22 protein-coding genes are annotated in these 25,586 nt (G+C 63.0%); 15 read left to right on the top strand and 7 right to left on the bottom strand.

Annotation, left to right across the window (positions count from 1 at the left end; genetic code table 11):
- Positions 1–26: 26 nt before the first annotated feature.
- Both BLS51_RS20630 and BLS51_RS20625 read right to left on the bottom strand, forming a co-directional pair.
- Positions 27–650 (bottom strand): 3'-5' exonuclease, encoded by a 624-nt coding sequence (locus BLS51_RS20630; protein ID WP_090187677.1) that lies wholly within the window; start codon positions 648–650, stop codon positions 27–29.
- Between the two features lie 3 nt (positions 651–653).
- Positions 654–1,904: an Hsp70 family protein gene (locus BLS51_RS20625; protein ID WP_090187674.1), complete on the bottom strand. Its 1,251-nt coding sequence runs from the start codon at positions 1,902–1,904 to the stop codon at positions 654–656.
- A 263-nt stretch (positions 1,905–2,167) separates the two neighbouring features.
- Between BLS51_RS20625 and BLS51_RS20620 the strand changes: the two genes are divergently transcribed.
- From BLS51_RS20620 to BLS51_RS20585, 8 genes are all read left to right on the top strand, one after another.
- Entirely contained in the window at positions 2,168–3,220 is a 1,053-nt protein-coding gene (locus BLS51_RS20620; RefSeq protein ID WP_229207664.1) for a LacI family DNA-binding transcriptional regulator, read from the top strand.
- A gap of 3 nt (positions 3,221–3,223) precedes the next feature.
- Positions 3,224–5,398 carry a 3'-5' exonuclease gene (locus BLS51_RS20615; RefSeq protein WP_090187666.1) on the top strand — a complete coding sequence of 725 codons (2,175 nt, stop codon included), beginning with the start codon at positions 3,224–3,226 and terminating at the stop codon, positions 5,396–5,398.
- Between the two features lie 115 nt (positions 5,399–5,513).
- Entirely contained in the window at positions 5,514–6,041 is a 528-nt protein-coding gene (locus tag BLS51_RS20610) for an OmpA family protein (protein ID WP_090187662.1), read from the top strand.
- Positions 6,042–6,117: 76 nt separating this feature from the next.
- Positions 6,118–7,443: a chloride channel protein gene (locus BLS51_RS20605; RefSeq protein ID WP_090187658.1), complete on the top strand. Its 1,326-nt coding sequence runs from the start codon at positions 6,118–6,120 to the stop codon at positions 7,441–7,443.
- 75 nt (positions 7,444–7,518) lie between these two features.
- Positions 7,519–8,958, top strand: a complete 1,440-nt coding sequence (locus tag BLS51_RS20600; RefSeq protein ID WP_090187654.1) for a catalase — start codon at positions 7,519–7,521, stop codon at positions 8,956–8,958.
- Between the two features lie 39 nt (positions 8,959–8,997).
- Complete coding sequence (locus BLS51_RS20595; RefSeq protein WP_090187650.1) at positions 8,998–9,714, top strand: hypothetical protein; 717 nt, start codon at positions 8,998–9,000, stop codon at positions 9,712–9,714.
- Positions 9,711–12,005: a hypothetical protein gene (locus BLS51_RS20590; RefSeq protein WP_090187645.1), complete on the top strand. Its 2,295-nt coding sequence runs from the start codon at positions 9,711–9,713 to the stop codon at positions 12,003–12,005. Before BLS51_RS20595 ends, BLS51_RS20590 begins: the two co-directional genes overlap by 4 nt.
- A gap of 57 nt (positions 12,006–12,062) precedes the next feature.
- The gene (locus BLS51_RS20585) at positions 12,063–12,515 is read left to right on the top strand and encodes a DUF29 domain-containing protein (protein WP_090187641.1); all 453 of its coding nucleotides are present in this window, start codon (positions 12,063–12,065) and stop codon (positions 12,513–12,515) included.
- Here BLS51_RS20585 and BLS51_RS20580 read toward each other — a convergent pair.
- Positions 12,505–13,941, bottom strand: coding sequence for a SulP family inorganic anion transporter (locus tag BLS51_RS20580; RefSeq protein ID WP_090187636.1), 1,437 nt, complete (start codon positions 13,939–13,941; stop codon positions 12,505–12,507). The genes BLS51_RS20585 and BLS51_RS20580 overlap by 11 nt on opposite strands.
- A gap of 166 nt (positions 13,942–14,107) precedes the next feature.
- On the opposite strand from BLS51_RS20580, the gene BLS51_RS20575 reads away from it, so the two are divergent.
- Entirely contained in the window at positions 14,108–14,335 is a 228-nt protein-coding gene (locus BLS51_RS20575) for a hypothetical protein (protein ID WP_090187632.1), read from the top strand.
- Positions 14,336–14,345: 10 nt separating this feature from the next.
- Here BLS51_RS20575 and BLS51_RS20570 read toward each other — a convergent pair whose 3' ends face one another.
- Together BLS51_RS20570 and BLS51_RS20565 are read right to left on the bottom strand one after the other, a co-directional pair.
- Entirely contained in the window at positions 14,346–15,095 is a 750-nt protein-coding gene (locus BLS51_RS20570; protein ID WP_090187626.1) for a Crp/Fnr family transcriptional regulator, read from the bottom strand.
- A 208-nt stretch (positions 15,096–15,303) separates the two neighbouring features.
- Positions 15,304–17,358 carry a TonB-dependent receptor family protein gene (locus BLS51_RS20565; protein WP_090187622.1) on the bottom strand — a complete coding sequence of 685 codons (2,055 nt, stop codon included), beginning with the start codon at positions 17,356–17,358 and terminating at the stop codon, positions 15,304–15,306.
- 152 nt (positions 17,359–17,510) lie between these two features.
- Between BLS51_RS20565 and hmpA the strand changes: the two genes are divergently transcribed.
- The 4 genes from hmpA (at position 17,511) to BLS51_RS20545 (ending at position 21,433) form a co-directional block, all read left to right on the top strand.
- A complete protein-coding gene (hmpA, locus tag BLS51_RS20560; RefSeq protein ID WP_090187614.1) occupies positions 17,511–18,692 on the top strand; it encodes an NO-inducible flavohemoprotein in 1,182 nt (393 codons plus the stop codon).
- 94 nt (positions 18,693–18,786) lie between these two features.
- A complete protein-coding gene (locus tag BLS51_RS20555; protein WP_090187611.1) occupies positions 18,787–19,773 on the top strand; it encodes an aliphatic sulfonate ABC transporter substrate-binding protein in 987 nt (328 codons plus the stop codon).
- An 11-nt stretch (positions 19,774–19,784) separates the two neighbouring features.
- A complete protein-coding gene (locus BLS51_RS20550; protein ID WP_090187608.1) occupies positions 19,785–20,729 on the top strand; it encodes an ABC transporter permease in 945 nt (314 codons plus the stop codon).
- Positions 20,726–21,433, top strand: a complete 708-nt coding sequence (locus BLS51_RS20545) for an ABC transporter ATP-binding protein (protein WP_090187605.1) — start codon at positions 20,726–20,728, stop codon at positions 21,431–21,433. The genes BLS51_RS20550 and BLS51_RS20545 overlap by 4 nt, the downstream gene beginning before the upstream one ends.
- Here BLS51_RS20545 and BLS51_RS20540 read toward each other — a convergent pair.
- Entirely contained in the window at positions 21,430–23,418 is a 1,989-nt protein-coding gene (locus BLS51_RS20540; RefSeq protein WP_090187602.1) for a TonB-dependent receptor, read from the bottom strand. The two genes, BLS51_RS20545 and BLS51_RS20540, sit on opposite strands and share 4 nt — an antisense overlap.
- Before the next feature lie 95 nt (positions 23,419–23,513).
- On the bottom strand, positions 23,514–23,828 hold the full coding sequence (locus tag BLS51_RS20535; protein ID WP_090187599.1) for a hypothetical protein: 315 nt from the start codon (positions 23,826–23,828) through the stop codon (positions 23,514–23,516).
- Between the two features lie 88 nt (positions 23,829–23,916).
- On the opposite strand from BLS51_RS20535, the gene BLS51_RS20530 reads away from it, so the two are divergent.
- A complete protein-coding gene (locus tag BLS51_RS20530; protein WP_090187596.1) occupies positions 23,917–24,345 on the top strand; it encodes a Fur family transcriptional regulator in 429 nt (142 codons plus the stop codon).
- Positions 24,346–24,419: 74 nt separating this feature from the next.
- On the top strand, positions 24,420–25,571 hold the full coding sequence (locus BLS51_RS20525; protein WP_090187592.1) for a GTP-binding protein: 1,152 nt from the start codon (positions 24,420–24,422) through the stop codon (positions 25,569–25,571).
- Positions 25,572–25,586: the final 15 nt, after the last annotated feature.

Genomic DNA, 25,586 nt, shown 5'->3' with positions numbered 1-25,586 from the left:
CGCTCCCCGATGGAGTTTGACGCGGCTCAAACGGGCTGGCCGCGCTTTTGCAGGAATTGCGGCACCTTGGCGGCCGCGAGCTTGTTGACGGAAACCAGCAGATCCGTGTCGACCTGGCCGATACCATAGCTGGCACGCAGGTGCTGGCCGATATGGATCAGCACCTGTGCGGCGACCTCGGCGTCCGCCTCGGCCCGGTGGGCGGCGCTGCGGAAGCGGATGCCCAGCGCGCCCGACAACTGGCCCAGCTTGTAGCTGCCGAGTTGCGGAAACACCCGGCGCGACAGCTTCAGCGAGCACACCAGTGCCGCGTGGCGTGGCGCCAGGTCCAGCCGCGCGGCTTCAGCGCGCAGGAATTTTTCATCGAAGCTGGCGTTGTGGGCGGACAGCGGATCGCTGCCGATAAAGTCCAGCAGCGCCGGCACCACCTGTGCGGCCGGCGGGGCGCTGTCGACCATCGCTTGCGTGATGCCGGTCAGGCCGGTGATGAAGGATGGAATGCGCACGCCACAATTCACCAGCGACACATAGCGCTCCACCACCTGGCCGCCGACGATGCGCAGCGCCGCCACTTCGGTGATGCGGTCGCCCTGCACTGGCGTCAGGCCCGTGGTTTCAAAGTCCAGCATGACAATCGGTTGATCGAGCATGGCTTATCCGAACTTGCGCACGGCATCCAGCGCCAGGCCGGCGCCGATGCTGCCAAACAGGTCGCCTTCGACCTTGCGCGCAGTCGGCACCAGCGCGCCGATGCGCTCGCGCAGCTTGCGCACGCCGCTGGAACCACCGGTGAAGAACACCGTGTCGACATTTTCCGGCTTGACGCCGGCATCGCGCAGCAGCGACAGCACCGTGTTTTCCACCGAACCGACCAGATGATCGATAGCGCCGTCGAACTGGGCGCGCTGCAGTTCCAGCATCACCGGCGGCGCCAGGCGGTCCAGGTCCAGCTGCACCTGCTCGGCGGCGGACAGCGCGATCTTGCCCTCTTCCGCCTTCATCGCCAGCCAGTGGCCGGCGCGCTCGTCGATCAGGCGTTGCAGCCGATGCAGTTTTTCCTGCTCGGCCGAATCGCGCAGCAAATCGGACAGCTGGGTCCACATTTTCTTGGTGTAGACCTGGTTGATGGTGTGCCAGGTCGCCAGGTTGAAGAAGTAGCTGGATGGCACCTCGCTGTTGTTGCGCAGGCGGCTGCCATAACCCAGCAGTGGCATGATGGACGACAGGCTCAGGTATTTATCGAAGTCGGTGCCGCCGATGTGGACGCCGCCGTTGGCCAGGATGTCATCGCGGCGCTCGGCCTTTTTTGCCCGCTGCGGCGACAGGCGCACCAGCGAGAAGTCCGACGTACCGCCGCCGATGTCGGCGATCAGCACCAGTTCCTCGCGGTCGATCTGCGATTCATAATCAAACGCAGCGGCAATTGGCTCGAACTGGAAGGCAATGTCCTTGAAGCCGACCGAGCGTGCCACCTCGGCCAGCGTGTCTTCCGCCAGCTGATCGTTTTCCTGGCTGTCATCGATGAAGTGCACCGGACGGCCAAATACCGCCGAGCTGAATTCGCGGCCGGCCGACCGTTCGGCACGGTGCTTCAGTTCGCCGATGAACTGCGACAGCAGCATGCGAAACGGCAGCGCGCGGCCGCCCACCTCGGTCTGACCGTCGATCAGGCTGGTGCCGAGCAGGCTTTTCATCGAGCGCATCAAACGCCCTTCGTAGCCGGCCAGATATTCGGCCAGCGCGGCACGGCCGTAGCTGACCTGGTCGTCATCCGCATTGAAGAAAATTACCGACGGCAAGGTCGTCTTGCCATCCTCAAGTCCGAGCATCACCGGCTGGCCGGGACGCACCCAGCCGACGGTGGAATTGGACGTGCCGAAATCGACGCCGCAAGCGATGGACATCTTGCCCCTTCCGTTCAGGTAAAGGGGCGAGATTTTATCAGAGAAAGCCCAATTTCGGCAACCATTGCGGTATAGCCACAATAGAGAGGATATTTCTTTGCAGAAATGCGATACTTATTGCCATTGGGTAAGTTTTTTAATATCCTCGTTTAACTAACAAAAGAATAAGCGGGCCTGCGTTCCAGACGATGAGCAAATCCAAGCTGACAGTTGAGCATTGCGCGACCGAGTTGCGAGCCGTGATCGCCAGTGAAAATCGCCGAGTGACTTCCTATGACGTGGCACAAGTGGCCGGCGTATCGCAATCAGCGGTATCGCGCTGCTTCAAGCCCGGCGCCAGCGTTTCCAAGGCTACCTATGCCTTGGTGATGAAGGCCGCCGCCCTGCTCGACTACATCCCCAACGCCGCCGCCCGCAGCCTGATTACCCGCCGCTCCAATATGGTGGCGCTGATGATCACCAACCAGGCCAACCTGTACTACCCGGAGCTGCTGGCTGAAGTCAGCCAGCAGCTGACCGTGCGCGGCAAGCGCGTGCTGCTGTTCACCTTGCAGCGCGAGGCCGATGTCGACCGCGTACTGGCCGATGTCTGGCAATACCAGGTCGATGGCGTGATCGCCGCCGCCCGCCTGTCCGACGAGCACATCGCCGAATTCGACCGCCGCCGCATGCCGGTGGTGCTGTTCAACCGCACGCTGCGCGACCGCTCGGTCAACACCGTCACCTGCGACCATGCCGAGGCCGGCCGCATGCTGGCCTCGCGCCTGGCCGCCGCCGGCCACCGCCAGTTCGGCATCATCGGCGGCAATATGGATTCCAGCGTGGCCAGCGAGCGCCGCCGTGGCGCGGTCGAACGCCTGGCCGAACTGGGCCTGCCAGCGCCGGTGGTGGTGCCGGGCGAATACGATTACCGCAGCGGCGCGCTGGGGCTGAAGGCCATCATCGCGCAACTGGGCAGCGTGCCGGACGCCATCATCTGCGGCAGCGACGTCATGGCCATCGGCTGCCTGGACTGCGCCCGCCACGAGCTGGGGCTGGACGTGCCGGGCCAGCTGTCGGTGGCTGGTTTCGACGCGGTCGAGCCATCCAACTGGATCAGCTACAACCTGACCACGCTACGCCAGCCGATGCCAAAAATGGCCGCTGCCGCCGCCGAACTGCTGTGCGCGCGCATAGACCAGCACGAAACGGACACCGAAAAGCGCGTGTTCAGCGCCCAGTTCATCGAAGGCGCCACCGCGCGCCTGACGCCGGCCGGGGCGCACACGCCAAGCCTGGCCGCTACCGGCTTGCCGCTGCCGGTCGCTATAATGTAGCGGATGAACCAGCCGACACCACCCAATACTCCCCGCTTCACTCCGCAAGGCCTGATCCCGACCGCTGAACAGACTGCCATTCAGCTGGCACAGAACAAGGTCGTGCTGGTCGACGCCAACGCCGGCGCTGCCAAGACCACCACACTGGCGCTGCGCATCGGCGAGGCGCTGGCGCGCAAACTGGCGCCGGAACAGATGCTGGCGCTGACTTTCACGCCTGAAGCGCGCGACGTGCTGCGCCGCCGCCTGCTGGAAGTGGGCGTACCGTCGGCGCTGGTGGAGCGCATCGCCGTGCTGACGTTTGAAGATTTTGCCGCCTGGATGATGGACCTGGCCGATGGCGACGACGTGCGCCAGTGCCGCGATCCGCGCACGCTGAAGGACTATGCGCTGCAAGCCATCGACCGCACCGGCGAGCGTTACGCCGGCAGCCTCGACGGCCTGGAACTGCACACGCACAGCCTGGCGCTGGCGCAATTCCTCGACGTCCAGCTCGGTCTGAAAGCCACGATGGCGCTGGAAACCGACGTCGAACTGATGGGTCATGACGAGGCTGCCGAAATTTTAGGCATCACGCTGACCGACTACCTGACCACCATCGAATATGAAACACTGCGCCTGGACGGCGGTGCCGGCGCGGTGTTCCGCGGCCCGTTCGACGCCACTTACGACCTGGCCTGCAACCTGCACGGCGGCGCGCGCCTGGCCGAACAGTTCCCCGACTACCGGCTGGTGCTGTGCGACGAACTGCACGATCTCAATGAAGCCGCCTTCCGCATCCTGGAAGCGCTGATCGACCGGCCGCCATGCTTCTTCGTCGGCGCCGGCGACAAGGACCAGGTCATCCACGCCAGGCTGGGCGCCAGCGACGCCTACCTGAACCGCCGCTTCGTCGAACGCTTCCCCAAACTGGTCCGCTATCCGCTGACGCAGACCTGGCGCCACGGCCCGCACCTGGCCTACGCCATGGCCGAGTTCAAGCAAAAGCAGGTGGAATCCGCACTGCCGTTGCGCACCGAGATCCTGCACGCCCACTACGACGACGCCGCCGGCTGCGCGCAGCGCGCGGTGGCGGCCGTACGCCAGTGGAAGGCCGACGGCCATCACTACGACGGCTGCGCCATCCTGATCCGCGACCGCCACCAGTCGATGGCCATCGAGAACGCCCTGATCGAAGCCGATATCGACTACCGCACGCCGCCGATGGCCGGCTACCTGCAACGCGACGAGATCCTGTTCCTGCGTGGCCTGCTGGCGATCGCGCTCAAGGATTTTGCCGCCGTCAAGTCGGAACAGGTGCGCGTGGCCATCGTCGACGCGCTGGTCGCCTTCAGCGAAATGAAGTTCCATGCGCGCAGCATGGACAACTTCAAGCAGCAGATCCTGAAAAGCCCGGACCTGTTGGGCGAACTGTTCCTGATCGACGACGAGCGCCGCGATGGCGTTGAGCCGGACTACCGCGATGTCGCCAGCGAAAGCACCAAGCGCGCGGTGATCGCCGCGCTGGCCTGGCTGTCCGGCGTCGATCCGGCCACGCCAGCCGCCGCCGTGCTGACCGAATTGTGCGAACGGGTGCAGCTGGCTGCCACCGCGCGCCGCATCTTTGTGCGCGCCTACGACGCCAGCGTTATCACCCGATCGATCGACAGCCTGTTGCAGGCCGCCGCCACTTCAGGCCAGACCCTGCGCGAGTTCTGGAACGCGGTCAACAGCCGTGAAGCCTTCATCCGCCGCAAGCGCGACCGCAAGTCGGTGCTCATCGAATGTGCAGCCAACGCCAAGGGCAAGGAGTTCGATCACGTCATCCTGGCTTTTCTGGAGGAAGGCGAATTCCCCCATCCATCGCAGCCTCGGCGGGAAGAAGAAAATCTGTTCTATGTGGCTGCAACCCGCGCCCGCACACGCTTGACGCTGTTGTCGCCCACGGACGCCGGCAAGCGCAGCAGCTTCATCGCCCAGATGCGTTTGCCTAAATCTTCAGCAGCCGCCGAGACTGCCCTGGAGCGCAACGCGCGCGCGCCCGTTGCCACGCCGCCTACGCGTTACTACCTGACCGCCAGTTTCCAGGACAAGGACCAGGTCAAGGCGCTGGGCGCGAAATTCGACATTGCCCGGCGTGCGTGGTACGTCGAAAACGATACCGATCTTGCGCCTTTTTTATCTTGGTTGAAAAAATAATGCAAGACACCAATATTTCAAAGGGAAACCCTTATATAATGTCGCTCGCGGGCTGCGGAACAGCCTCACACCCTAGCGTGTCCCCACAAACAAAACCAATTCGGGAGTAATTTCGATGAAAGCTAAAACCAATACCCTGCTGGCAGCCTGCACCATCGCTCTGTTGAGCGCTTGCTCGACCCCAGCACCTGCTCCAACCCCAGCACCAGCGCCAGCTCCGGCGCCAGCACCAGCACCAGTGGCTGCTCCAGCACCGGCACCAGCGCCAGCACCAGCACCGCTGCCAGCCTACCTGGACCCAAACAGCTCGATCTACAAAAACCGTAGCGTCTTCTTCGACTTCGACAAATACACCGTCAAGCCAGAATTCGACGCACTGGTAGCGGATCACGCCAAGTTCCTGTCGGCTAACCCGAACGTAGCGATCAAAGTCGAAGGCAACACCGATGACCGCGGCGGCGCAGAATACAATCTGGCCCTGGGCCAGAAGCGCGCGCAAGCCCTGGCAACCGCCCTGAAAGCACAAGGCGTGAAAGATGGCCAGGTAGAAGCCGTATCGTACGGTAAAGAGAAAGTCTCCGGCACCGACGACGCAGCCCGCGCCCACGACCGTCGCGACGACATCGTCTACCCAAGCAAGTAATCCATTGCTGAAGTGATGTAAGATAGAGCGCCCGGCCTTCAAGCCGGGCGTTTTTCATTTCCGGACCCGATACGCCATGCAGCCCAACCACAATATCCGCCGCACCTTCCGCAAAGAATTCAGCGACTGGCGGGTGTGGCGCTCGCGCTGCCTGGTGATGGCGTTTGCGGTGCTGGCGGGACTGGCGGTGGTCGGTTTCACGGCGGTGTCCGAATTCGCCTTCGAGCACTTCTCCGCCATGGCCGGACGCTGGTGGTGGTCGCCGCTGCTGTGGACGCCGGCCTGCACCGCCGCCATCGTCTGGCTGACACGCCGCTACGCCGCCGGCGCGGGCGGTTCCGGCATCCCGCAGGTGATGGCCGCGCTGGAGCCGGTCACCGCGCCTGAAAAACAAGGATTATTTGTCTCGCTGAAGCTGAGCGTCGCCAAGGTGCTGCTGACCACCTGGGGCTTGCTGGCCGGCCTGTCGCTGGGCCGCGAGGGGCCGTCGGTGCAGGTGGCGGCCGGCATCATGCTGACCGCACGCCGCTGGCTGCCGGAACGCAGCGGCGTCAGCGCGCATGGCCTGCTGGTGGCTGGCGGCGCGGCCGGCATCGCCGCCGCCTTCAACACGCCGCTGGGCGGCGTCATGTTCGCCATCGAGGAGTTATCGCGCACGCCCGAGCAGCGCAGCAGCGGCCTGCTGATGGCCGCCATCGTGCTGGCCGGGCTGATGGCCGTGTCAATCAACGGCAATGCCACCTATTTCGGCTGGATACACGCCACCGGCATCGACGCCTCGCTGATCGTGCCTGGACTGATCGTTACGCTGGCCAGCGGCCTTGCCGGCGGCCTGTTCTCCCGGCTGCTGCTGGCATCGCTGAGCGGCGCGCCGCGCGACTGGTTCAGCCGCATGCGCGCCAGCCGGCCGGTATGGTTTGCCGCCGGCTGTGGCCTGGCGGTGGCGGTGATCGGCGTCTATTCGGGCGGCACGGTATTCGGCAGCAGTTCGGACCATACGCGCGCCATCCTCGCCGGCGCGGAGCACGAGCCAGGGCTATTCTTCTTCCTCAAATTTATCGCCACCTGGTTTACCGCGTGGTCCGGCGTGCCGGCCGGGATCTTCGCCCCATCGCTGGCCATCGGCGCCGCACTGGGCAACGACATCGCGCTACTGCTGCACTACCCGCACGCCAGCACGCTGATCGCGCTGGGCATGGTGGGCTTTCTGGCGGCGGCTACCCAAGCCCCACTGACCTCGTTTATCATTGTGATGGAAATGGTCGACGGCCACGCCATGGTGCTTAGCCTGATGGCGTGTGCGCTGGTGGCGCGCAGCGTATCGCATGTGCTCAGTCCTCCGTTGTATGCCAATCTCGCGCAGGCGCAATTAATGCGCCTGCCGCAGACGTCCTCTCCCTAAAGGGAGCGGCGAAGTCGTGCTGTAGTCGTTATGCTGGAAGTTTCCATTCATCCCAAATCAGGCGAAGGAAGTTTCATGAAAAATCTCACTACTGCCGCCGGCGCACCCGTCGTCGACAATCAAAATACCCAGACCGCCGGTCCGCGCGGCCCGGTCCTGCTGCAAGATGTATGGCACCTGGAAAAGCTGGCGCATTTCGCGCGTGAGGTCATCCCTGAGCGCCGCATGCACGCCAAAGGCTCCGGCGCCTACGGCAGCTTCACCGTCACCCACGACATCAGCAAATACACCAAGGCGGCGCTGTTCGCGGAAGTCGGCAAGCAAACCGACGTCTTCCTGCGCTTCTCCACCGTCGCCGGCGAACGCGGCGCGGCTGATGCCGAACGCGATATCCGTGGCTTCGCCGTCAAGTTCTACACCGAACAAGGCAACTGGGACATCGTCGGCAACAACACGCCGGTGTTCTTCTTCCGCGATCCGCTGAAGTTCCCGGACCTGAACCACGTGGTCAAGCGCGATCCCAAGACCAATCTGCGCAGCGCCGAGAACAACTGGGACTTCTGGACTTTGCTGCCGGAAGCGCTGCACCAGGTCACCATCGTCATGAGCGATCGCGGCATCCCGAAAGGCTACCGCCACATGCACGGTTTCGGCAGCCACACCTACTCGTTCATCAACGCCGCCAATGAGCGCTACTGGGTCAAGTTCCACTTCGTCTCGCAGCAAGGCATCGAGAACCTCAGCGACGCCGAAGCGGCCGCCCTGGTCGGCGCCGACCGCGAAAGCTCGCAGCGCGACCTGTTCGACGCCATCGAGCGCAAGGAATTCCCGCGCTGGAAACTGGCGGTGCAGATCATGCCGGAAGCCGATGCGTCCAAAGTGCCATACCATCCGTTCGACCTGACCAAGGTATGGCCGCACGGCGACTACCCGCTGATCGACGTCGGCGTGCTGGAACTGAACCGCAATCCGGAAAACTACTTCGCTGAAGTCGAGCAATCGGCGTTCTCGCCGGCGAACGTGGTGCCGGGCGTCAGCTTCTCGCCGGACAAGATGCTGCAATCGCGCCTGTTCTCGTATGGCGACGCGGCGCGTTATCGCCTCGGCGTCAACCATCACCAGATCCCGGTGAATGCGCCGAAATGCCCGTTCCACAGCTACCACCGCGACGGCGCCATGCGCGTGACGCCGAACGGCGGCGGCCAGACGCCGTATGAGCCAAACAGCCGTGGCGAATGGCAGGAAAGCCCGCAGTTCAAGGAGCCGCCGCTGTCGCTGGAAGGCGCGGCAGATCACTGGAACCACCGCGTCGACACCGACTACTTCTCGCAGCCGGGCAAATTGTTCCGCCTGCTGACCGACGAGAAGAAGCAACTGCTGTTCCAGAACACCGCACGTGCGATTCATGGCGTATCGAAGCCGGTGCAGCAACGTCACATCGACAACTGCACCCAGGCCGATCCAGCCTACGGCGCCGGCGTCGCCGCTGCAATCGCGGCGCTTGAAGGAAAATAAATCGGTACAATGGGACGGTTGAATCCGTCCCATTGCGCGATGCCTGTTGTTTTACTCATTCTGGTCCTGCTTTCTCCTGGCGCGCTGGCGCAGCAGACGGCATGGCTGTGGGACGAAGCGCGCCTGCCGGCATGGTCGACGCGCGAGGCGGCCGTCCTGCAGCGCCACATCCTCCTCAGCGGCGACGACATCCTGCTGCGGCCGCGCAAACGCTGGCCCGCCCTGCCGCCCTCCACGCTGGTCACGCCCGTGATGCACGTTGAAGTCAGCACCGTCAATCCTCCCGTCGATATTGAGAAAAGCCGCGCCATCATCGTCAGCGCGATGATGGACGCCGCCGCACGCAGCAGCTCCGGCTGGGTGCAACTGGACATGGAAGCCAAGCCCTCGCAGCGCGTGTTCTATCGCTCGCTGGTGCAGGACATCCGCACGGCGTTGCCGCCGCAACTGAAGCTCAGCGTCACCGCACTGGCCTGGTGGTGCCGCGCGCCGGCCTGGCTGGACGGCCTGGCTGCCGACGAAGTCGTGCCGATGTTCTTCCGCATGGGGAAAGACAGCGCCGCCATGCGCGCCATCCTCGAACAATCGCCGGCGACGCTGCACGCCAGTTGCCGCGCGGGCAGCGCCGGCTTCTCGCCCCAGGAACCCTTCGCGCGCGCCATCAACGAACGCTATGCAAAAAACTACTGGTTCGACCGCTACGCCTGGAAGCGCGACGGGGCGGACCAGCCGCCACTATCAAGGAGCACACCATGAAACCTGTTGTCCCACGCATCCTGGCAGCGCTGGCCGCCTTGGCCTGCATCGGCGCCGCGCACGCCAGCGGCGGCGGCCCGTTCGATCCTTACGTGAATCGCAGCGCGCCGGACATCGCGCTGTCGCGTTACGAAACCGGTGATCTGGGCGTGGTCATGAGCAGCTATAACCGCTTGTACCTGTACGCCGCCTGGCGCAGCGTCATACTCGGCGCGGATGGCATCAAGAAAGCGCCGGTCGAGGAAGCGGGCCTGCTGCGCGCCATCGGCAATCGCCATGGCGGCTGGATGGATGCCTCGGAAGGCGCCGGCGGCTACAAGGATTGGGAACAGGCGGTCAGCACCGCCCTTAAAAAACCGGTCATGGCCGCCAGGCAGGGAAACAGTCTGGTGTACGGCTATATCAACTGCCCGCTGACCAGCTACAGCTTCGCCATCACCACGCTGAACGGCCTGGCCAAACGTGCGGACGCCACGCCGGAGCGGCTGGCGGCGTGGGTGTCGTCGCAACGGCAGGTGTTCAGGACGTGCGGCGATGATCCCGATTCCACGCGCAGCCCGTATGAAAAGCCGAAGCCAGTTATCCCGCCGCCGGTGGAACTGCCGGCAAGCGAGGCACTGTACTGGCGCCAGATGCAGCAGTACCAGCTGGCGTCGGCGGCCTTTTACAGCGAAGACTATGCGCGCGCATCGAAACTGTTTGCCGCCATCGGCGCCACCGACAAGCACCCGCTGCGCGGCTGGGGCGAGTATCTGAGCCTGCGCGCGCAAGCCCGCGCCGCCGTTTATCTGCAGGAAGACCAGCGCTGGAACGAAGCGCAGGCCATCCGCAACGAAAGTCCGGAAGCGGCGGCTGCACGCCTGACGATACAGCAGAAAAAACTTGCGGGCATTCAGGACAGCGTGACGCACATCCTGGCCAATCCGGAGCTGGCGTCCCTGCACGAAGCCTCGCGCGCGATCGGCCGTTCGATGCAGGTACACCTGACGCCCGCGCTGCGCTTTGCGGAACTGAGCAAGCTGCTCGACGACCCGCGCGCGAATCCCTACAAGGACGACCACCTCGGCGACTGGCGCGTGCTGGCTGACGATCTGCTGCAATCGCCGTCGCGCGACAAGCTGCGCGGCAGTGCCAGTTTCGTCGACTGGATCGTGACCATCCAGCAGAACCAGGCGGCGCACGCACTGGCAGAGTGGCAGCGCCACGTCAAGGAAGGCAACAAGCCACAAGCGCGCGCCTGGCTGCTGGCCAGCGCCCTGCTCTCGACCAGGCTGACGCCCGAGCAGGAACAGGCGGCGCTGCAAGTGCCGGCTTCCGCGCCGGAATACCTGACATTGCGTCATGCGCTGGCGCGTCACTATCGCCTGGCCGGCCAGGCAGACAAGGCGCGCGCGCTGACGGACGCGGTGCTGGCCAGCCCTGTGCTGACAGGCGCGCAATCGAATAGCGCACGCAACCAGTTCTTGCAGGAGCGCTTTGCGGTCGCGACCTCGCCTGCCGACGCGGCCAAGTACCTGTTGCGCACCCAGGCCATCGATCTCGACCCGGACACCGGCGAGCTGGCGAAGAGTCGCCAGCCCAGCGTCGACATCGGCGCCGATGGCCAGCGCTGGCTGAACAGCGGCCTGTCCGCCGCCGACCTGTTGACGGTCGCCGCGCAACCATCGCTGCCGGCACAATGGCGCGCGCGCATCGCCACTGCGGCGTGGATGCGCTTTGACCTGCTGCGCCAGCACGAAGCGGCGTTGTCGGCATCGAGGCAGGTCGAGCAGATCGCACCGGCGCTGGCCGGGCTGACGACGGAGTACCGCAAGCTGCCAGGGGCGCCGGAGCGGCACCACGCGCTGTTACTGGGCGCGCTGAACTACGGCATGTCACCGATGTTCCAGGGTTACGCCATGGCCGACAAACCGCGCGACCGTGAAAACACACTGGCGGACATGTGGTGCAAGATGCCGGCCAAAGCTGGCGAGGGTTACATGGAAAATACCGATGCCGAGGAATCGCTGCCGTTGCCATCGCTCGGCGACACCGCCACGCGCGACAAGGAACTGGCACAACTGGGCACGCTGAAGACCGCCACCGGCTATATCGGCGACGCCGTGCTGGCGCGCGCCAAGGCGCAGCCCAACGATCCAGCACTGCCATGGCTGCTATACGTCACCGTCCAGTCGACGCGCGGCGGCTGCCTGGATGCCGACGTCAAAACGCTGTCGAAGAGCGCCTTCTCGCTGCTGCACAAGCGCTACGGCAACACCGAATGGGCTACCAAGACACCTTATTACTATTGATCTGCCTCAAACGCGGGGAATGGCGCCAGCCTAAGCTGAAGCTTTTGGAGGCGCATCATGCAAACACTGGCCCAGCCCCGCACCATCGCATGCTACGACGAAGATTGGGTACTGTGGATAGACGCGCAGGTCCGCTTACTGTCGGAAAAAAGGTTCTCCGAGCTCGACCTCGGGAACCTGGTCGAGGAGCTCGACGGCATGAAAAAACAATACGCTCACGAGCTGGATAGCCGGCTTACCGTGCTCATCATGCACCTGCTCAAGTGCGAGTACCAAACCGACCACCCGAGAAACAAATGGCATTCCACCTTGATCGAGCAGCGTCGCCGCATATTGCTCCTGCTGGAGAGCAGTCCGAGCATGCGCCCGAGGGTGATGAAATTTTCAATGGACTGCTATACGGACGCACGCCGCCGCGCTGCACTGGAAACCGGACTCGATATCACGACTTTCCCTCGCCAGTTGCCCTATTCCGTCGCCCAGCTACTTGATCACGACTTCATGCCGTAGCCATCACGCCCGAGCGCTGCAACAGTGTTGCGCAGCGCTTGGACAAATGCAGCACCTGCAGCGTCTTGCCGGCTTTGGTGTAACGCTCGCTCAGCGCGGCCACTGCCACGACGGCGGAATGGTCGGCCAGGCGCAGGTGGCGCGCATCCAGCACTACCTGCTGTGGATCGCCAGCCAGATCAAACAAGGCGTTGAAATGCGTGACCGAAGCGAAGAACAATGTGCCATGCGGCGTGTAAGTCTTGACGCCATCGGCGCTCACCACATCGGCACGGATATCGCGCGCGTGGCGCCAGGCGAAGCTGAGCGCGGCGATAATAATCCCGCACATCACCGCCATCGCCAGATCGGTGGCCACCGTAATCGCCGTCACCGCGACAATCAACAGCGCATCATGACGCGGCACCTTGCCCAGCACCCGCAGCGAACCCCAGGCAAACGTCTCCTGCGCCACCACAAACATCACGCCCACCAATGCCGCCAAGGGGATCTGCTCAATGAACGGCGACAGGAACAGAATGAACAGCAGGATCATGATGCCGGCCACCGCGCCCGACACGCGCGTGCGTCCACCGGAACTCAGATTAATCATGGTCTGGCCGATCATTGCGCAACCGCCCATGCCGCCAAACAGGCCGGACGCCACATTGGCCGCGCCCAGCGCCACGCACTCGCGGTTCGGCAGGCCGCGCGTTTCGGTGATCTCATCGGTCAGGTTAAAGGTCAGCAGCGTTTCCAGCAGGCCGACCATCGCCATCAGAAAAGCGTAGGGCAGCACGATGCGCAAGGTCTCCATCGTCATCGGCACGTCCGGCAGCGCAAACGACGGCAGACCACCGGCGATATGCGCCATGTCGCCCAAGGTGCGGACCGGCAGATGCAGCGTTGCCGACAGCACGCCAACGCCAACAATCGCTACCAACGCCGGCGGCAGCGCCCTGGTCAGTCGCGGCAGCAGATAAACGATCGCCATGGTCAGCAGCACCAAGCCGCACATCCAGACCATCGAAGCGCCCGGCAACCAGTCGCCATCCGCCTTAAAATGTTGCAATTGCGACCACGCAATCACAATCGCCAGGCCATTGACGAAGCCCAGCATGACCGGATGCGGGACCATCGTGACCAGCTTGCCCAGCCGCAGGACGCCAAACAGCAGCATGATCAGCCCGCTGAGAATCACGGTAGCAAGGAAATATTGCAGGCCGTGTTGGGCCACCAAGGCCACAATCACCACCGCCATCGAACCGGCGGCACCCGAAATCATGCCGGGACGGCCACCAAAAATTGCCGTAACGGTGCAAATAAAGAAGGCGCCGTATAGGCCGATCAGCGGATTGAGATGCGCGACCAGCGCAAAAGCGATGCACTCGGGCACCAGCGCAAAGGACGTGGTCAAGCCCGCCAAGGCGTTTTTAGAGAAATTCATCGGGGAATAAGTCGGAAAAGAAACGTGCGATAAAGCAACAGACAGGTATTTTACACGTCTTGCCCGGTTTACTCATCGTTATGGGTGAAATGGCGCACATTCAGAAACGGGCTGCCGGGAGCACAATGGCAACGCATTCCGATCAACTACTCCGGTCTACGACGCCATGACGACTCTGATATCCGCCAGCTACGCCCTGCAACGCCAGAAACTTGCCGTGGAAAGAACGCTGTATGCGCGTTCGGCTGAAGAATCCCAGCTTGCGGCCCGTTGGGCCAGCGCCTGGCACAAGCTGGTGCAGCGCAAGCTGGATCAGGACCTGGCAGCGCGTCTGCCAGCGCGGGCGGATTTCGGTGGTTTCCTGATCAATCCGCCGTCGCGCGTCCTGCACTAACACCCTTCTCTTACGCTGCGTAGCGTGGCTGGGCTGCGGCCGTATTGTTGATGCGGCCCTGGTAGCAGCTGCCTGCGCGGCGCTCCATGCCATCACGATCCAGCACGGTCACCAGGCCACGACGGTAGGTGATCAAGCCTTCCTGGGCCAGCTTGCCAGCGGCGCCGGTGATGCTTTCGCGGCGCACGCCCAGCATATTGGCGATCATCTCCTGGGTCACTTTCAGCTCATTGGACAGCGAACGGTCCAGGCGTTCCAGCAGCCAGCGGCACAGTTTCTGCTCGATGCTGGTGTGACGGCTGCCAGCCACGCTCTGTGCCAGCTGGGCAAACATCATGCTGGTATAGCGCATCAGCTGCTGGGCCAGCGGGCCGCCGCTATAGAAGACTTCACGCAGCAGCGAGGTTTTCAGGCGATAGCCATAACCGGCGGTCTGCACCACGGCGGCGTAGCTGGCGCGCTCGGTTGGGTGCAGTGCCACGCCGACCACGCCTTCGCGGCCGACCACAGCGATCTCGGTAGTTGCGCCGTCTTCCATCACATATTGCAGCGAAACAATGGCGTTGGTCGGGAAATAAGTGTATTCAACGGCATCGCCGTAATCGAACAAGTGCTTACCTTCTGGCAACGTGACCAGTTCCAGGTCGCCGAACAGGGCGAGCAGATCATCACGCGACAGTGCGCGCAGCAAATCATTCTGTTGCGCGCCGATCAGGCTGATGGTCTGTTGGGCGGCTGGTGCGGTATGGATTGCGTTCATGGTAAGCCTCTGTAAGTGTCTGACTGGTTGATGTAGACACTATAACCAGCGGGCTAAACCGGCGGTATAGGACCACTTTGTAGTCCTATGTAGGCTGCGAACATTGCAGAATGTCATCTTAGTCCTACGCGCCCAACTCCGGGGTCAGTTCTGCCAAACGTACACGAGCTCATGTACATTTGGCAGAACTGACCCCGGTTTTAGGGCTCTAGTAGGCGACGCGGAGTTGCAGGTAGGCGGTACGCGGGGCGCCGACCATGCGGCCGGCGTTGCCGTCGACGTTGCGCGTGTAGTAGCGCTTGTCGGCAATGTTATTGACGCCGGCGGCGATTTCGTAGGCAGGCTGCTTCCACGAAAGCTGGGCGTTCCACAGGCGGAAGCCGGGGATCATGCCGGCGCCGCCATTCGCCGCTTCCGTCACCGTGTTGGCGGTGTCGGAATATTGCTTGGTCTGGTGCGTGCTGGAGATGTTTGCCGTCCATGCGCCTACCCGGTAGCGCGCGCCGACGGTGTCGGTGTTGCGCGAGTAGAACGGTACGTCCAGGCCGGCCGTCGTGCCGGATTCCTGGATCGCCCTGGTGTAGGTGTAGTTGGCGTACACGTTCAGGCCGGCCAGCGCGCTGGCGTCGTCAAAGGTGTAGTCCAGCGCCGTTTCCAGGCCGTCGTGCTTGGTCGCGCCGATGTTCTGGAAGGTGGCCGGCGTGATGCCTGGCACCTGCGCGATCTGGTTGTCGAACTTCAGCTGGAAGGCAGTGACTTCGGCGCTCACGGCGCCGGTTTTCCAGCGCGCCCCGACTTCGGCGGTCTTTGCCAGTTCAGGCTTCAGCGGATTGGTGGACGTTTGCGAATTCAGCTGGGTGTTCTGCACCGCGCCAAACGAGGTGGTGTAGTTGACAAACACCGTCAGCGCGGGATTCAACAGATAAGCCACGTTCAGCGATGGCAGCGCTTTGTTGTTGTCGGTCTCGAAGCTGGACTTGGCGGCGACGTCGTCGCGCGTCGACGAGATTTTCTCGTAACGCACGCCCGGCGTGATGCGCCACTGACCCACGGCGATGCGGTCGTCGATATAGGCAGCATGCGCGTCGGTGCTATTGTTGAAGGTGGCGGTGGCGCCATTCAGGCCGGTGGCCACGTTCTGGATGTAGTTGTTGTCATCGCCGCGCTCGCGCAGGAAGCGGTAGCCCACCGTGACGTCATGCGTCAGGCCAGCAGCCTTGAAGCGCTGTGTGTAGCGCGGTTCGACGCCCAGCACCTGGTAGTTACGCGGCTGCCAGGTGATCTGCGTGCGAGCGGCATTGATCAACGCGCTCTGGCGGAAGCTTTCGTTGTAGTAGGCCTTGACTTCAAATTCCTGCGTGGCCGAGATGGTGTTCAGGTAACCGACGTCCGCGCCCTTGCGGTCGCCGTTCCAGAAGTCGCTCGGGCGCGTGTTCTGGAAGGGATTGGCGTTGTACTGCGCCACCGTCAGGCCGCCCGGCGTCCTTGATTTGACGTCGTAGTACGACACCTTGCCGTACACCTCGCTGTGATCGTCCAGCGGGTAGCGGAATTTCAGCGCGACGTCGTTGACTTTTTCGTCGCTGCCCTGGCGCCACTCGCGCCCTTCCATGCCCGAGTACATCAACGCCAGGCCGAAGCCGTTGCTGGCGGTGCCGCCGACAAAGGCGCTGTACTGACGGCTGCTGCCGCCTTCGCCGAAGTCGTTGTAACGGACGTTGGCGTCGCCGTGGATGCCCTCGCCTTCCGGTATCGCGCGGCTGCGGAAGTTGATGATGCCGCCGACATTTTGCGGGCCATAGCGCACCGCGCCGCCGCCACGCACGACGTCGATCGATTCAACGTTGTTCAGGCTGACCGGCGCAAACGACAGCTGCGGCTGCCCATACGGCGCCACCGCCAGCGGGATGCCGTCCAACAGCACGGTGGAGCGCGGCGAGTAGCGTCCGGTCAGGCCACGGATGCCGATATTCAGCGAGATCGCGCTGCCGGCAGTGCCCGAGTTGTCGGTCGATTGCACGCCAGGAATACGGCGCAGCACGTCGCCGATATTGGCGGCGCCGCTGGCGTCGATGGCTTCCTTGTCGACCACGGTGCGCGCGCCGGCGAAGTTCTTGACGCTGTTTTGCAGGCCAGAGCCCAGCCAGCTGCCCGATACCTGGATCGATTCCATCGGTGCATCGTCGGCTTGTTGCGCGTAGGCGGGAGCGATCAGCAGGGATACCGCAGCGGCCAGCACGGTCAGTTTGAATTGTTCAGGCATGTAAAGAAGACTTATTCTAGTTAAACTTTTCAAATGATAACACTTCTCATTCTCACTTTCTAGTAACAGCCGGTTTAAAACTCTCTCTGCAAAATAAACATTCATCTGATATACTTCTTTACGTCGTAACTTCACAACCACCAGAGAAAACCATGCTTAGCACCGACCATAAAGCCATCATTACCGCCACCGTTCCCCTGCTCGAACAGGGCGGCGAAGCCTTGACCCGCCATTTCTACAAGTCGATGTTCCACGACTCGCCGCACGTCATACCGCTGTTTAACCAGGCTAACCAGCACGAAGGTACGCAACAGCGCGCACTGGCCAACGCGGTACTGATGTACGCGAAAAATATCGAGAAGCTGGAGAACCTCGGCCCGCTGGTCAGCACCATCATCAACAAGCACGTATCGCTGCAGATCCAGCCGGAGCACTATCCGGTCGTCGGCGCCTCGCTGCTGAAGGCGATCCGCGAAGTACTTGGCGCTGAAATCGCCACCGATGCCGTGATTGAAGCCTGGGGCGCAGCCTACGGCCAGTTGGCCGATCTGCTGATCGGCGCCGAAGAAAATATCTACAAACAGAATGAACAGGTCGAAGGCGGCTGGCGCGGTGGCCGCGAATTCAAGGTGCTGTCAAAAACCGTGGAAAGCGACGAGATCACGTCCTTCGTGCTGACGCCGGCCGACGGCGGCAAGGTCGTGCTGCACAAGCCAGGCCAGTACATCGGTATCAACGTCGATATGAGCGGCACCCAGCAGCGCCGCCAGTACTCGCTGTCGGCTGCTGCCAACGGCGCCAACTACCGCATCAGCGTCAAGCGCGAGCCGGGCGGCCTGGTATCGAACTTCCTGCACGATCAGATACAGGTTGGCGACAGCATCGAGGTGTTCCCGCCATCCGGCGACTTTGTGCTGGCCGATAGCGACAAGCCATTGGTGCTGATCAGCGGCGGCGTTGGCATCACGCCGACGCTGGCGATGCTGACTGCGGCACTGACCAGCAACCGCCCTATCCACTTCATCCACGCGGCGCGCCACGCCGGCGTGCACGCCTTCCGCGATCATATCGATGCGCTGGCGGCCAAACACCCGCAACTGCAGCGCTTCTACTGCTACGAGAGCGCCAACGATGACGATGCGCAGCCGCATGCCACCGGCTACCTGAATCCGCAAACGTTGACTGCCTGGCTGCCGCAGACGCGTGACGTCGAGGCTTACTTCCTCGGCCCGACACCGTTCATGAAGGCGATCAAGTCGCATCTGCGTGAACTGGGCGTGCCGCAGTCGCAGACTTACTACGAGTTCTTCGGCCCGGCGGAAGCCCTGGCCTGATGCGCTTTTCAACTATGTAAAGCCGGATTTCTTCGTGTACCAAGTCAGGTGTGGGTGTAATACTTTATGCATCCACGCCTAACCTTGGGAAAACATGAAGCGCAGAACTCTGTTGAAACTGGCGGCCGGCAGTGCCGCCGTATCCGGCTTGTCTCCTGTATCGCTGGTCGTTGCTGCCCCACTGAAGGAACTGCGGCTCGACTATGCTTACTACTCGCCGGCGAGCCTGGTGCTGAAGCGCTTCGGCTGGCTGGAAGATGAATTCAAGGCCGATGGCGTGCAGGTGCGCTGGGTACTCAGCGCCGGCAGCAATCGCGCGCTGGAATACCTGAACGCGAACAGCATCGATATCGGTTCGTCCGCCGGGCTGGCGGCCTTGCTGGCCAAGGCCAACGGCAATCCGATCAAGACTCCCTACATTTTTTCGCGTCCCGAGTGGACTGCGCTGGTGGTGCGCAAGGATTCTCCCATCCGCACCGTCGCCGACCTCAAAGGCAAAAAGGTGGCCGCGACCAAGGGCACCGATCCTTATCTGTTCCTGCTGCGATCCTTGCAGACAGCGGGCCTGAAGCGCAGCGATATCGAGCATGTGAGCTTGCAGCACGCCGATGGCCGCGCGGCGCTTGAGCAAGGCAAGGTGGATGCGTGGGCCGGCCTTGATCCGCACATGGCGGCCAGCGAACTGGAAAGCGGCTCGAAGCTGATTTACCGGAATATCGCTTTTAATACCTATGGTTTCCTGAACGTGCGCGAGGATTTCCTGGCGACGCGGCCGGCCGAGGTGGCGCGGGTCATCAAGGCATATGAGAAGGCACGCGCCTGGATACGTGCCAATCCCTCCGAGGCGGCGAAGATACTTTCCGAAGAAGCCAAGGTGTCGCTGCCGGTGGCGCTGTTGCAGGTGAAGCTGCGCAGTGATTTCAGCAATCCGCAACCGGGTAGCGAGCATGTCAAGGCCTTGCAGGTCGCCGCGCCGATTCTGAAGGATGAAGCGCTGGTAAAAGGCGATACCGATCTGAATCGGGCGATCGCGGAGCTGGTGGATACACGCTTCGCTCAACCTTATATCGCACGCGCGTAGGAGCGGCGAGCATGGGCAGCCAGCTGGCAGCGCAATCGTCGTCCGCCCTGCCTGGGGCGAACGATGTCGCCTCGGGCGAAGTGGCGGCGCGGGACAGCGCCAGGGCGCATGACCTGGCGCGCACGACGCGCGCACCGGGCGAACTGCTGGTGCGGGACGGCGACGCGGAACATGGGGCGACACGCGCGGCGGCCGCAGGTCAGCGCTGGCGGCGTGCGTTGCTTGGCTTGCTGCTGCCAGTGACGGCGCTGCTAGCGGTGGAATTCTCCGTCCGCGCCGGCCTGATTCCGGCGAATCTGCTGCCGGCGCCATTGCAGATCATCGATACGCTGCACGACCTTGGCGCTCAAGGACTGCTGGGCCACATCGGCGCCAGCACAGCGCGCGTGGCGGTGGGCTTCGCCGGCGGCGCGGCGCTGGCCGTGCTGCTTGGCGCTGCGGTTGGATTGAGTCGCCACGCGGAAGCCATCCTCGACCCGACTTTCCAGGCGCTGCGCGCCATCCCTTCCCTGGCATGGGTGCCGTTGCTGCTGCTGTGGCTAGGCATCGATGAAGCACCGAAGATCGTGCTGATCGCCATCGGCGCCTTCTTCCCTGTCTACATGGGCGTGGCCTCCGGCATACGCGGCGCCGACCGCAAACTGATTGAAGTAGCGCGGCTATACCGGCTGTCAAATGTGGCGCTGACCAGGCGCGTGCTGCTGCCTGCCGCGCTGCCTGCCATCCTCACCGGACTGCGCAACGGCCTAAGCCTGGCCTGGATGTTCATGGTGGCGGCAGAACTGATCGCCGCCAGCAAGGGCCTCGGCTATCTGCTGTCCGATGGCCGCGAAACCAGCCGTGCAGACATCGTCCTGGCAGCCATCGCGCTGCTGGCCATTCTCGGCAAAATCAGCGATAGCCTGATGGCCGCCATTGAACAACGCAGCCTGGCATGGCGCGACAGCTACGCATGAGCATTGCACTCGATATCTACGTCAAGGAAAAACGCTACGGCGCGCGCACCATCCTGCGCGACATCCGCCTGCAACTACAGGAGGGGGAAGTGGTGAGCCTGATCGGCGCCAGCGGCTGCGGCAAAAGCAGCCTGCTGTCGATCGCCTCGGGACTGGACCGCAACTTCAGCGGCGAGATTCGCCTGGATGGCAAGCCGCTGCAAGGCGTCAGCCGCGACATCGGTTTCATCTTCCAGGAGCCACGACTATTCCCGTGGCTGACGGTAGCGGAAAACGTCGCCTTCGACAGCAACAACGCACTGTCGACGCAACGGCTGGTAACGCGCCTGCTGGCGGAAGTCGGCCTACAAGACCATGCCGACGCCTTGCCGAAACAGCTATCCGGCGGCCAGGCACAACGCGCAGCCATCGCACGCGGCCTGTTCACCCAGCCGCGCGTGCTGCTGCTCGACGAACCTTTTTCGGCCGTCGACGCCTTCACCCGCATGAAACTGCAAGACCTGCTGCTGAAGGTGGCCTACGAACACAAGCTCACCGTATTATTGGTCACGCACGACATCGATGAAGCGTTGTACCTGAGCGACCGCGTGCTACTGCTGGATGGCGGCCTGACCGAGTTTCATCCCGGCCCGTCGCCACGCAAGCGCGGCGACGTGGATGCGGCGCTGCTCAAAGCCGACATCCTCGCCAGCCTGCACGTTTAGAACTTGGCGCGCACGCCGAACACGATGTTACGGCCTGGCAGCGGCGCGATATCCTTCAACACCGACGTCGAGACACGGATCTCGTCGTTGGTCAGGTTCTTCGCCAGCAGGAACCAGGTCAGGTCGTAGCCATCCACCTTTTGCGTGTACGAGAGATTGGCGTTCAGCTGGTTGTAGCTCGGCGTATCGGTGGTTTCAAACGACGCCAGGCGGTCCTGCGACTGTGCGTGCACCAGCGACAGACCGGCGCGCAATGGGCCCATTTTGTACGCGGTGCTGATGCCGACGCGGGTGGCCGGCTGCAACGGCAGGCTGCCGCCGCGATCCAGCTTGCCGCGCGAGGTATCGGCGAACACGCGGCCAGACCAGCCAGCGCCGGTCGGGTTGTATTCCAGCTCCGCTTCAGCGCCGTGGATGGTGGCGTCGGCCTGTTCGAAGATACGCTCGCGCAGTTCGTCGCCCGGATTGCCCTCTTCATCCAGCAGATTGCCGGTGATGTGGCCATAGATGAAGTCATTCACCTTGTTGCGGAAAATGTTGGCCTTCCAGCGCACCAGGCCCGTGGTCTTCTGCACATTCAGCTCGATATTGCGCGAAGTCTCCTTCTTGAAATCGGCATTGCCGATGTCGAAGGTGACGGTGGCATCGTGCGGGCCGGACGAGTACAGTTCCTCGGTCGACGGCGCGCGCTGCGCATACGACAGCGTGGCGCCAACCGCATAACCCGGCACGAACGGCCACAGGCCGCCAACCGATGCCGATTGCAGCGTAAACGAGCGGTCCATGCCCGTTACCGGCTCACGCTTGACGCGCTCCACGCGGCCACCGGCGTTGAACTTGACCGGGCCGAAGTCGGTTTCTTCCACCAGGAAGGCGGCGTTCGAGGTCGAGTGCGTGACCGGCACGGTGTCCGGGCCACCCTCGCCGCTCAGCGCGGAGAAGTTGGTGTTTTCAGTCTGGATGCCGAACGTACCATGCCAGCCGGCGACCGTTTTGTGCGTCAGCTCCGCGCGCGTTTCGGTCGAGCGGTTCTTGAAGATCACTTCCGGCGCGCCGTCTTCGCCGATTTCGGCGTGTTCATAGTCGGTGAAACCGGCCTTGAACTTGAAGGTTTCGAAACCGGCGAACGGCGATTTCACCAGGCTGTCGATATCGTAGCGGGTTTGCTTCTGGTCGATCTTCGAGCCTTCATCGCTAGGGATGCCGTACACATTGGTCAGGTGCGACACCGACGCGCCGACAAAGCCCCAGTTATCAACGAAGGAACCGCCGACGCCGACGTTGCGCTCACGCGTGTCCGAATGCGGCAGGCGGCCGGAGGCCGAGTCAGGATCGCCCTGCACGCGGTTGCCAGGGATCTTGTAGTCATCGGCGTTGCGCAGATTGCCGTCGATGTGCCAGGCCAGCTTGTCGACCGAGCCGTCGATGGTGCCGGACATATTGCGGCCGCTATCCACGCTGCTGGCCCGCGCCTCGATCTGGCCGGTCAGCTTCGGTTCCAGCGCGGTCGGGATGCGTTCATTGACAACGTTGACCAGGCCACCGATGGCGCCCGAGCCGTACAGCAGTGCGGCCGGGCCGCGCAGGATTTCGATCTGCTGCGCCACCGCGCCTTCAGCCGCCACCGCGTGGTCGTTGGACAGGCCGGAGACATCAGAGACAGCCATGCCGTTCTCCAGCATCTTGACGCGCGCGCCTTCCAGGCCGCGGATGATGGGGCGCGAGGCGCCGGCGCCGAAGGCCGATGCCGATACGCCCAGTTCCTGCGACAGCGTCTCGCCCAGCGAGCTGCCGGCCTTGTCGCGCAGTTCATCGCCGGCCAGCACTTTGGCCGGAGTCAGGATCTGCTCATTGACGGCGGTGCCGAACGGATTGGCGGTAACAATCACTTGCTGCACTTCAGGTGCAGCGGCGGTCTGGCCGAAAGCCAGCGTGGAATAGGCGGACAGGATCGCGCTGGCCAGCAGCGTACGTTGAATATTCATGTAAAACCTCTAGCAATGTGGTGACGATCGCGCGCAGCCGCCCTCTTCGGGCGCGCAGCGGCGAAAAACTCAAAATTCAGGACGGATTTTGGGTGTCAGGCCAGAGGAGGCGCGCGGGACTGGAAGACGCAAATGGTGCGTTCGCATGCAGGCAGCGTGACCTGCAGCGTGACCGGACCATTGCTGAGGGTAGCAAGCGCCAGGGTCAGTGGCGTGCTGGTGATGGCGGCGCCCATCTGGGCGACGGTCATGCATTCCGCGCAGACCTTGTGGACGGCGATGCGCTTGCGGTGCTCGGCTTGTTCCTCGTCGGTCAGCTGGGCGGCGGCCGTTTGGCCAGTCAGATGTTCAACTTCGCCCCAGTGGGTATAGACGTGCGTTACCCCCAGCTGCTGCGTCAGGAGCAGCAACAGCGCGAGGAAAGCATGGACTATGTGGCGGCGGCTTAACATATGGGCGATATTCTAACCGGATTACGGGGCGTGTTACCATAGCGGCATGCAAACATCTATCGCCGAATCACAGATCCGAGCCACCGGCGCCCGTGTCACCCGCCAGCGTGTGCTGGTTCTCGACTTCCTGCTGGGCCAGCAAAAATCCCTGACCCACCATGAAATCCAGGCCCTGCTGGCAAAAAAACTCCACGAGGAACTGGACTCCGTCACGCTCTACCGCGTGCTGGAATGGCTGACCGAAAATGAACTGATCCACCGCATCGCCGGCGCCGACCAGGTGTGGCGCTTCAGCGCAGGCGCCGGCCACCACGCGCATGAACACGCGCACTTCCAGTGCACCAGGTGCGAACAGGTGACCTGCTTCACCGACCTGGCGCTGCCGCGCAAGATCAAGCTGCCGGAAGGCTTCCAGACGCAAGAAATCGACTTCCTCATCAAAGGCACTTGCGCCAATTGCAATCGTAAAAACTGATTAACGCAAGTTGGTTGCGTTTACATCCGAATCCGCTTAATATGCAACTCGTTTGCATTTAAGCGAGATTCCCCATGCCCGTCCAACACGATACCCGCCTGCCCGTCACCGTCCTCTCCGGCTTTCTCGGCGCTGGCAAAACCACCCTGCTCAACCACATCCTGGCCAATCGCGACGGCTTGCGCGTGGCCGTCATCGTCAACGACATGAGCGAGGTGAATATCGACGCCAGCCTGCTGCGTGACGGCAGCAGCAACGCCGGCGCCGCCCTCTCCCGCACTGAAGAGAAAATGGTCGAGATGAGCAACGGCTGCATTTGCTGCACGCTGCGCGAAGACCTGCTGCTGGAGGTGCACAAGCTGGCCGCCGAGGGCCGCTTCGACTACCTGCTGATCGAGTCGACCGGCGTCGGCGAGCCGATGCCGGTGGCCGCTACCTTCGACTTTGAGGATGAACAGGGCCGCTCGCTGAACCAGGTGGCGCGCATCGACACCATGGTTACCGTGGTCGATGCGCTTAACCTGCTGGATGACTACAACAGCACCGACTTCCTGGCCCAGCGCGGCGAAACCGCCGGCGAAGGCGACGACCGCTCGCTGGCCGGCCTGCTGTGTGAGCAGATCGAGTTTGCCGACGTGGTGGTGGTCAGCAAGACCGACCTGGTCACGCTGGAGCAGATGGGCGAAGTCCGCGCAGTCATCAAGGCACTGAATCACGGCGCCGACATCGTCTACGCCGAACGCGGCCAGGTGCCGCTGCATAAACTGCTCGGCACCGGCAAGTTCGATCTCGAAAAGGCCAGCGAGATGGCCGGCTGGGCGCGCGAACTGGCTGGCGAACATACACCGGAGACAGAGGAATACGGCATCAGCAGCTTTGTACTGCGCGAGCCGTGCGCGCTGCACCCACAGCGTTTTGACCGCTTCCTCAACCAGGGCTTCCCCGGCCTGGTGCGCGCCAAGGGCTATCTGTGGCTGGCGACGCGGCCGGAATGGGCGGTGGCGTATTCGCGCGCCGGCAAGATCGCCTCGCTGGAACCAGTCGGCCGCTGGGCCGAACCGTATGATGACCGCGTCAACGAGGTGGTATTCATCGGCCGTGGCATGAACCGCGTGGCGATCGAGGAAGCGTTCTCCTACTGTGTGCTGACCGATGCCGAACAGGCAGCCGGCCAGGCCGCATGGCTGCATTACACCGATCCTTTCCCTGAATGGCACGTGGAGTGATGGTATGATGCCGCC

Origin of the sequence: Duganella sp. OV510, from assembly GCF_900100205.1 — a bacterium.
In the GTDB taxonomy this organism is placed as follows: domain Bacteria; phylum Pseudomonadota; class Gammaproteobacteria; order Burkholderiales; family Burkholderiaceae_D; genus Rugamonas.
This window is presented reverse-complemented; position numbering and strand designations above follow the sequence as displayed.